We start from the raw sequence: 8,270 nt of genomic DNA, 5'->3' as shown, positions 1-8,270 counted from the left end.
ACACTCCATTCTTCAAAGGCTACCGTCCACAGTTCTACTTCCGTACAACTGACGTAACTGGTAACATCGAGCTGCCAGAAGGCGTAGAAATGGTAATGCCAGGCGACAACATCAAGATGATTGTTGACCTGATCGCTCCAATCGCGATGGACGAAGGTCTACGTTTCGCGATTCGTGAAGGCGGCCGTACAGTAGGTGCTGGTGTTGTAGCGAAAATCTTTGCTTAATCTTTCGATTAGTGAAGAATGATTTGACTACACAGTAGTAAAGAGGGCATCATTTGATGCCCTTTTTCTGCGCTGTATCTTTTTGTGTCGATTTATTAGTCGATCACGAGCAAGGAATTCTGGGACTAAGACTAAGTGCTTGGTCTGAGCGCTCAATCAACACGTGATGTGTTTTTTGAATGGATTTGCCCTGCAACAGCGGGGCGGTTGTCGTCTATAGTAAGACTTGTGACAGGTTGGTTTATGAAAGCAAACAATGCTGAGACTCCTGATAGCTCAAGTGCTGCAGATACGTTTAAGTGGCTAGTCACTTTTGTTCTGCTGGCCGCTGCTGTTGTGGGTAATTACCTGTATGGTGAATTGTCTGTAGTGATTCGCGCTGCAGGTGTGATTGTGCTGATTGCAGCTGCGCTTGGCGTAGCAGCGACCACCGCAAAAGGTAAAGCTGCGATTATTTTTGCACGCGAGTCGCGTATGGAAGTTCGCAAGGTTGTCTGGCCAACGCGTCAGGAATCGATGCAAACCACGTTGATCGTGTTAGCTGTAAGTATAGTAATGGCTCTGGTGCTTTGGGGCATTGACGGCATTATGGTTCGTCTTGTTGCCTTTGCAACCGGAGTATAGAGGGTTTAATACATGAGTGAAGCTCCAAAAAAACGCTGGTATGTAGTTCAAGCCTTCTCAGGGTTTGAAGGTCGTGTCGCTCAGTCGCTACGCGAACATATCAAAATGCATAGCATGGAAGAGCTGTTCGGCGAAGTTCTGGTTCCAACTGAAGAAGTTGTTGAGATGCGCGCGGGTCAACGCCGCAAGAGCGAGCGTAAATTCTTCCCTGGCTATGTGCTGGTGCAAATGATCATGAATGATGAATCATGGCACCTGGTTCGTAGTGTTCCTCGTGTGATGGGCTTCATTGGTGGTACCTCTGATCGTCCAGCACCTATCACTGATAAAGAAGCGGATGCGATTCTGAACCGTCTGGAGAAAGCGAGCGAAGCGCCGCGTCCTAAGACCATGTTCGAAGCCGGTGAAGTGGTACGTGTTAACGAAGGTCCATTTGCTGACTTCAACGGTACTGTTGAAGAAGTGGATTACGAGAAGAGCCGCCTGAAAGTGTCTGTATCGATCTTCGGTCGTGCAACACCCGTTGAGCTTGAATTTGGTCAAGTTGAGAAACTTGATTAAAAAAACACCTTTACAGGCTTGTTTAAGGCGCGAAATCTGACTATAATTTCGCGCCTTTTTATTGGTCTTTAACTGTTTTAAAGGCCGGTAGAATTAAGACAGTAAACGGGGAGCTGATCGATTGGTTAGCGTTTGAACCCATAATTTAGGAAATATCATGGCTAAGAAAGTTGAAGCTTATATCAAGCTGCAAGTTGCAGCGGGTATGGCTAACCCAAGTCCACCAGTTGGTCCTGCTCTAGGTCAACGTGGTGTGAACATCATGGAATTCTGTAAAGCGTTCAACGCAAAAACAGAATCTGTTGAGAAAGGTCTACCAATCCCAGTTGTTATCACTGTATACAGCGACCGTTCTTTCACGTTCGAAACTAAGACTCCACCTGCAGCAGTTCTTCTGAAGAAAGCAGCAGGCATCAAGTCTGGTTCTGGTCGTCCAAACACTGAAAAAGTGGGTACCATTACTGACGCTCAAATCCAAGAAATCGCAGAAACTAAAGCTGCTGACATGACTGGTGCTGATGTTGAAGCAATGAAGCGTTCTATCGCGGGTACTGCTCGTTCAATGGGCCTAGTGGTAGAGGGTTAATATAATGGCAAAACTAACTAAGCGCATGCGTACTATCCGCGAAAAAGTGGATGTAACTAAAGAGTACGAAATCAACGAAGCGGTTGCTCTTCTGAAAGAACTGGCGACTGCAAAATTCGTAGAATCTGTTGACGTTGCTGTTAACCTGGGCATCGACGCTCGTAAATCTGACCAAAACGTTCGCGGTGCAACTGTACTGCCACACGGTACTGGTCGTGAAGTACGTGTTGCTGTATTTACTCAAGGTGCAAACGCTGAAGCTGCTAAAGAAGCTGGCGCTGACCTGGTAGGTATGGAAGAGCTTGCTGACCAAGTTAAGAAAGGCGAGATGAACTTCGACGTAGTTATCGCATCTCCAGATGCAATGCGCGTTGTAGGTCAACTGGGTACTATCCTTGGTCCACGCGGCCTGATGCCAAACCCTAAAGTTGGTACTGTAACTCCTAACGTTGCTGAAGCGGTTAAGAACGCAAAAGCTGGTCAGGTTCGTTACCGTAACGACAAGAACGGCATCATCCACACCACTATCGGTAAGGTGTCTTTCGAAGGCAACCAACTGCAAGAGAACCTAGAAGCTCTGCTGGTTGCGCTTAAGAAAGCAAAACCTTCTTCAGCGAAAGGCGCTTTCCTGAAGAAAGTAAGCATCTCTACTACTATGGGTGCTGGTGTTGCAGTTGATCAGGCTAGCCTGAACACTCAAGCATAATGCATTTGCTTAGGTGCGAAATTAGTGTATAATTTCGCGCCTAATATTTGTGGTTGGGGCTGAACTTTGGTTCTTTGAATTCTTCGGAATTCAGTGTGAATTAAGACCCAGTCTCCGTCCAAGACCGTAGGCGTTATCGAAAGATAACTTAATGCAACCTACGTAGATGGTGCCCGAACTGACAGAAAGCTCTAATTTTATTAGTTACCTTTCTTCTGGGAATGCACCTATTAAGCTCTCACTGTTGTGATAATAGTGAGTGGTGTAACAACAACCAGGAGTAATCCAAGATGGCTTTAAATCTTCAAGACAAAAAAGCAATTGTCGCTGAAGTCAACGAAGCGGCCAGTGGTGCACTTTCTGCAGTTGTAGCTGACTCTCGTGGTGTACAAGTTGCTGCGATGACAACTCTGCGTAAACAAGCTCGTGAAGCTGGTGTTTACCTGAAAGTTGTTCGTAACACACTTGCACGTCGTGCAGTAGAAGGCACAGCTTACGAATGTCTTCAAGACGTATTCGTAGGTCCTACTTTGATCGGTTTCTCTAACGAGCACCCAGGTGCTGCAGCGCGTCTTTTCAAAGACTTCGCTAAAGAGAACAAAGAATTCGAGATCAAAGCGGCTGCATATGAAGGCGCAGTTACTGACGTTGAAGTACTAGCGACGCTACCAACTTACGACGAAGCAATTGCACGTCTGATGATGTGCATGAAAGAAGCTTCTGCTGGCAAGCTGGTTCGCACTATCGCTGCTGTCCGCGACCAAAAAGAAGCAGAAGCGGCTTAATAGCCTTGCTTTTTACTGGTTGCTAAATAAACTTATTGTTGACTTAAAAGAGAATTGTTATGTCTATTACTAACGAGCAAATCCTAGACGCAGTTGCAGAAATGTCTGTAATGCAAGTTGTTGAACTGATCACTGCAATGGAAGAAAAATTCGGTGTTACTGCTGCTGCTGCTGTTGTAGCTGGCGGTGCTGCTGCAGGCGAAGCTGCTGCTGAGCAAACTGAATTCGACGTTGTTCTGACTGCTGCTGGCGCAAACAAAGTTGCTGTTATCAAAGCAGTACGTGGCGCAACTGGCCTAGGTCTGAAAGAAGCTAAAGCTCTAGTTGACGGTGCTCCAGCACCTCTGAAAGAAGCAGTTTCTAAAGACGAAGCTGAAGCACTGAAGAAAGAGCTTGAAGAAGCTGGTGCAACTGTTGAAGTTAAGTAATAATTACTTAATTTCTTAGCCGTAAGGCTAATGGCTGGTGGTTTATTGACCACCGGCCTTTTTGCGCTGTAGGGTATGAGCGAATTTTCCCGCTGTTTAAGCGTTTCATATCCATGCAAAAAACGCCTCATTCTTTCGTAATGAGACGTCACTACAGTAAACAGCTATTTAGTCACTGTCTTCTTTGATGCAGACAGTTTGGGTCACTTATCAGCGAGCTGAGGAACCCCATGGTTTACTCTTATACCGAGAAAAAGCGCATCCGTAAGGACTTTGGTACTCGTCCACAAGTTTTGGACATTCCATACCTGCTATCGATCCAGCTCGATTCGTTCGAAAAATTTATCGAACAGGATCCTGAAGGACAATACGGACTTGAAGCCGCTTTTCGTTCTGTATTTCCTATCCAGAGCTATAACGGCAATTCAGAGCTGCAATACGTTAGCTACCGTCTTGGTGAGCCAGTTTTTGACGTTAAAGAATGTCAAATCCGTGGTGTAACTTATTCAAAACCACTGCGCGTAAAACTGCGCCTGGTGATTTTTGATAAAGACGCGCCAGCAGGTACTGTCAAAGATATTAAAGAACAAGAAGTCTACATGGGTGAAATTCCACTCATGACAGAGAATGGTACCTTCGTAATCAATGGTACCGAGAGGGTTATCGTATCCCAGCTGCACCGAAGCCCAGGCGTGTTCTTCGACAGCGATAAGGGTAAGACCCACTCTTCTGGTAAAGTTCTATACAACGCGCGTGTTATTCCTTACCGCGGTTCATGGTTGGATTTCGAGTTCGATCCGAAGGACAACCTGTACGTTCGTATTGACCGTCGTCGTAAACTACCAGCCTCGATCATTCTGCGTGCGCTGGGTAAGACGTCAGAAGAAATCCTAGACCTATTCTTTGAGAAAATTAACTTCGAAGTTCAGGATCAGACTCTGAAAATGGAGCTGGTTCCAGAGCGTCTGCGCGGTGAAACTGCGTCGTTCGACATCGAAGCTGATGGCAAAGTGTATGTGGAAAAAGGCCGCCGCGTAACGGCTCGCCATATCCGTCAACTTGAAAAAGATGGCGTGACCTTTATCGAAGTACCGGTTGAGTACATCGTAGGTAAAGTGTCTTCGAAAGAGTACATCAACGAAGCCACGGGCGAAGTTATCGTGAGTGCGAACCAGGAAATCAGCCTGGAGTCGCTGGCGAACCTGTCACAAGCCGGTTACAAAAAGCTAGAAGTTCTGTTTACGAACGATCTAGACCACGGTCCGTTCATGTCTGAAACGCTGCGTATCGACAGCACGACTGACCGTATTTCGGCGCTGGTAGAAATCTACCGCATGATGCGCCCTGGCGAGCCGCCAACGAAAGAAGCGGCTGAAGCCCTGTTTGAAAGCCTATTCTTCTCTGAAGAACGCTACGACCTGTCTACTGTAGGCCGTATGAAGTTCAACAGCTCTATCGAGCGTGCAGACGCCGGTGAGCAAGGCACTCTTGATGAAACAGACATCATCGAAGTGATGAAGAAACTGATCTCGATCCGTAACGGTAAAGGCGAAGTGGACGATATCGACCACCTTGGCAACCGTCGTATCCGTTCAGTAGGCGAAATGGCAGAGAACCAATTCCGTGTTGGTCTTGTACGTGTAGAACGCGCAGTGAAAGAACGTCTGAGCCTGGGCGATCTGGACAACGTGATGCCACAAGATCTGATCAACGCGAAACCTATTTCTGCTGCTGTTAAAGAATTCTTTGGTTCTTCACAGCTGTCTCAGTTTATGGATCAGAACAACCCGCTGTCAGAAGTTACGCACAAACGTCGTATTTCTGCTCTGGGTCCTGGTGGTCTGACTCGTGAGCGTGCTGGTTTTGAAGTTCGAGACGTACACGTGACCCACTACGGTCGTCTGTGTCCTATCGAAACGCCTGAAGGTCCAAACATCGGTCTGATCAACTCGCTGTCTGCGTTCGCACGCTGCAACGAGTACGGTTTCCTGGAAACCCCATACCGTCGTGTGGTTGACGGCATCGTAACGGATGAAGTGGATTACCTGTCTGCTATCGAAGAAGGTCAATTCGTTATCGCTCAGGCGAACGCGAAACTGACTGACGAATCTAGCTTTGCTGATGAGCTGATCACTGCTCGTCAGAAAGGTGAATCTGGTCTTCACCCACGTGAACACATCAACTACATGGACGTTGCGACCAACCAGGTTGTATCGATCGCGGCATCGCTGATTCCATTCCTGGAACACGATGATGCGAACCGTGCATTGATGGGTGCGAACATGCAACGTCAGGCAGTACCGACTCTGAAAGCTGAAAAGCCTCTGGTTGGTACCGGTATTGAACGTAACGTAGCGGTAGACTCAGGTGTAACTGCAGTCGCTAAACGTGGCGGTATGATCCAGTCTGTAGATGCTTCTCGTATCGTGGTTAAAGTGAACGAAGAAGAGTTGATCCCTGGCGAAGCGGGTATCGACATCTACAACCTGACTAAGTACACCCGTTCGAACCAGAACACGTGTATCAACCAGCGTCCATGTGTGATGCCGGGTGAACCTGTGGCTCGCGGTGACGTACTGGCAGACGGTCCTTCGACTGACCTTGGCGAACTGGCACTAGGCCAGAACATGCGTATCGCATTCATGCCTTGGAACGGTTACAACTTTGAGGACTCGATCCTGGTATCTGAGCGTGTTGTTCAAGACGACCGCTTTACCACAATCCACATTCAAGAGCTGTCTTGTGTGGCGCGTGATACCAAGCTGGGTGCGGAAGAGATCACTGCGGATATTCCAAACGTAGGTGAAGCAGCGCTGTCTAAGCTGGATGAGTCAGGTATCGTTTACATCGGTGCTGAAGTGAAGGGTGGCGACATCCTGGTTGGTAAAGTAACACCAAAAGGTGAAACTCAGCTGACCCCTGAAGAGAAACTGCTGCGTGCAATCTTCGGTGAAAAAGCGTCTGACGTTAAAGATACTTCTCTGCGTGTACCTAACTCGGTTGCAGGTACGGTTATCGACGTACAAGTCTTCACTCGCGATGGTGTAGAGAAAGACAAGCGTGCGCTTGAAATCGAACAGATGCAGCTGAAAGAAGCGAAGAAAGACCTGACCGAAGAATTCCAGATCCTGGAAGGCGGTCTGCTGGCTCGTGTTCGTTCACTGCTGCTGGCCGGTGGTTACAGCGAAGCGAAGCTGGATTCTATCGAGCGCAAACAGTGGCTGGAACAGACACTGGAAAACGACGAACTGCAAACTCAGCTGGAACAGCTGGCTGAACAGTACGACGAGCTGAAAGCTGACTTCGACAAGAAATTCGAAACCAAGCGTCGCAAGATCACCCAAGGTGATGACCTTGCACCTGGCGTTCTGAAGATCGTTAAAGTGTACCTGGCAGTGAAACGTCGCATCCAACCGGGTGATAAGATGGCGGGTCGTCACGGTAACAAAGGTGTAATCTCTAAGATTAACCCTGTTGAAGACATGCCATACGATGAAAAAGGTCAGCCTGTTGACATCGTACTGAACCCGCTGGGTGTACCATCGCGTATGAACATCGGTCAGATCCTGGAAGTTCACTTAGGTCTGGCTGCGAAAGGTATCGGTGACAAGATCAACCAGATGCTGAAGGAACAACAAGAGCTGGCTAAACAGCGTGAGTTCCTGCAGAAGGTTTACGATCTGGGTAATACCCGTCAGGTTGTCGATATTGCTGCGCTGTCTGATGACGAAGTGCGTACGCTGGTTAATAACCTGCGTAGTGGTCTGCCAATTGCGACTCCAGTCTTCGACGGTGCGAACGAAGCATCGATCAAAGAACTGCTGAAACTGGGTGATCTGCCAGAATCTGGCCAGCTGACTCTGTTTGATGGTCGTACTGGTGATGCGTTTGAGCGTCCTGTAACGGTTGGTTACATGTACATGCTGAAACTGAACCACCTGGTTGATGACAAGATGCACGCTCGTTCAACCGGTTCTTACAGCCTGGTTACTCAGCAACCGCTGGGTGGTAAAGCTCAGTTCGGTGGTCAGCGTTTCGGTGAGATGGAAGTATGGGCACTGGAAGCATACGGTGCGGCTTACACCCTGCAAGAAATGCTAACCGTTAAGTCGGATGACGTTAACGGCCGTACGAAGATGTATAAGAACATCGTCGACGGAAACCACTCGATGGAACCTGGTATGCCAGAATCGTTCAACGTACTGTTGAAAGAGATTCGCTCGCTGGGTATCAACATCGAGCTAGAAGACGAAGAGTAAACCTTAAGGTTCCCCGCATGGGGAACCTAACCGGTTTTCTGGTAGGAAGGTGCTCGCAGTTCACGCGGCGAGCTCCTTTTAACTCCTTACAGGA

The 8,270-nt window shown here is 48.0% G+C and carries 8 protein-coding genes; all 8 read left to right on the top strand.

The window, feature by feature from the left end:
• On the top strand, positions 1–227 hold a 227-nt coding region (locus E6C74_RS20495), incomplete at its 5' end, for an elongation factor Tu (RefSeq protein WP_206208454.1).
• 243 nt (positions 228–470) lie between these two features.
• Complete coding sequence (secE, locus tag E6C74_RS20490) at positions 471–851, top strand: preprotein translocase subunit SecE (RefSeq protein ID WP_136487899.1); 381 nt, start codon at positions 471–473, stop codon at positions 849–851.
• 12 nt (positions 852–863) lie between these two features.
• The gene (nusG, locus tag E6C74_RS20485) at positions 864–1,412 is read left to right on the top strand and encodes a transcription termination/antitermination protein NusG (protein WP_004728254.1); all 549 of its coding nucleotides are present in this window, start codon (positions 864–866) and stop codon (positions 1,410–1,412) included.
• A gap of 157 nt (positions 1,413–1,569) precedes the next feature.
• Positions 1,570–1,998 carry a 50S ribosomal protein L11 gene (gene rplK, locus E6C74_RS20480; RefSeq protein ID WP_136487898.1) on the top strand — a complete coding sequence of 143 codons (429 nt, stop codon included), beginning with the start codon at positions 1,570–1,572 and terminating at the stop codon, positions 1,996–1,998.
• A gap of 4 nt (positions 1,999–2,002) precedes the next feature.
• Positions 2,003–2,704, top strand: coding sequence for a 50S ribosomal protein L1 (gene rplA, locus E6C74_RS20475; RefSeq protein WP_136487897.1), 702 nt, complete (start codon positions 2,003–2,005; stop codon positions 2,702–2,704).
• A gap of 290 nt (positions 2,705–2,994) precedes the next feature.
• The gene (rplJ, locus tag E6C74_RS20470) at positions 2,995–3,489 is read left to right on the top strand and encodes a 50S ribosomal protein L10 (protein WP_136487896.1); all 495 of its coding nucleotides are present in this window, start codon (positions 2,995–2,997) and stop codon (positions 3,487–3,489) included.
• A 59-nt stretch (positions 3,490–3,548) separates the two neighbouring features.
• Positions 3,549–3,917: a 50S ribosomal protein L7/L12 gene (gene rplL, locus E6C74_RS20465; RefSeq protein ID WP_136487895.1), complete on the top strand. Its 369-nt coding sequence runs from the start codon at positions 3,549–3,551 to the stop codon at positions 3,915–3,917.
• A 230-nt stretch (positions 3,918–4,147) separates the two neighbouring features.
• Positions 4,148–8,176: a DNA-directed RNA polymerase subunit beta gene (gene rpoB / locus E6C74_RS20460; protein ID WP_136487894.1), complete on the top strand. Its 4,029-nt coding sequence runs from the start codon at positions 4,148–4,150 to the stop codon at positions 8,174–8,176.
• The last annotated feature ends 94 nt before the right edge of the window (positions 8,177–8,270 follow it).

Source organism: Vibrio sp. H11 (genome assembly GCF_004804295.1).
GTDB lineage: Bacteria > Pseudomonadota > Gammaproteobacteria > Enterobacterales > Vibrionaceae > Vibrio > Vibrio ostreae.
Note: the sequence above shows the minus strand (reverse complement) of the source record. Positions and strands in the feature narration are given on the sequence as shown.

Bases quoted from the DNA above. Each gene is read 5' to 3' on its own strand.
- rpoB (WP_136487894.1), top strand. From the start codon at position 4,148: ATGGTTTACTCTTATACCGAGAAAAAGCGCATCCGTAAGGACTTTGGT.
- rplL (WP_136487895.1), top strand. From the start codon at position 3,549: ATGTCTATTACTAACGAGCAAATCCTAGACGCAGTTGCAGAAATGTCT.
- nusG (WP_004728254.1), top strand. From the start codon at position 864: ATGAGTGAAGCTCCAAAAAAACGCTGGTATGTAGTTCAAGCCTTCTCA.
- secE (WP_136487899.1), top strand. From the start codon at position 471: ATGAAAGCAAACAATGCTGAGACTCCTGATAGCTCAAGTGCTGCAGAT.
- rplJ (WP_136487896.1), top strand. From the start codon at position 2,995: ATGGCTTTAAATCTTCAAGACAAAAAAGCAATTGTCGCTGAAGTCAAC.
- rplA (WP_136487897.1), top strand. From the start codon at position 2,003: ATGGCAAAACTAACTAAGCGCATGCGTACTATCCGCGAAAAAGTGGAT.
- rplK (WP_136487898.1), top strand. From the start codon at position 1,570: ATGGCTAAGAAAGTTGAAGCTTATATCAAGCTGCAAGTTGCAGCGGGT.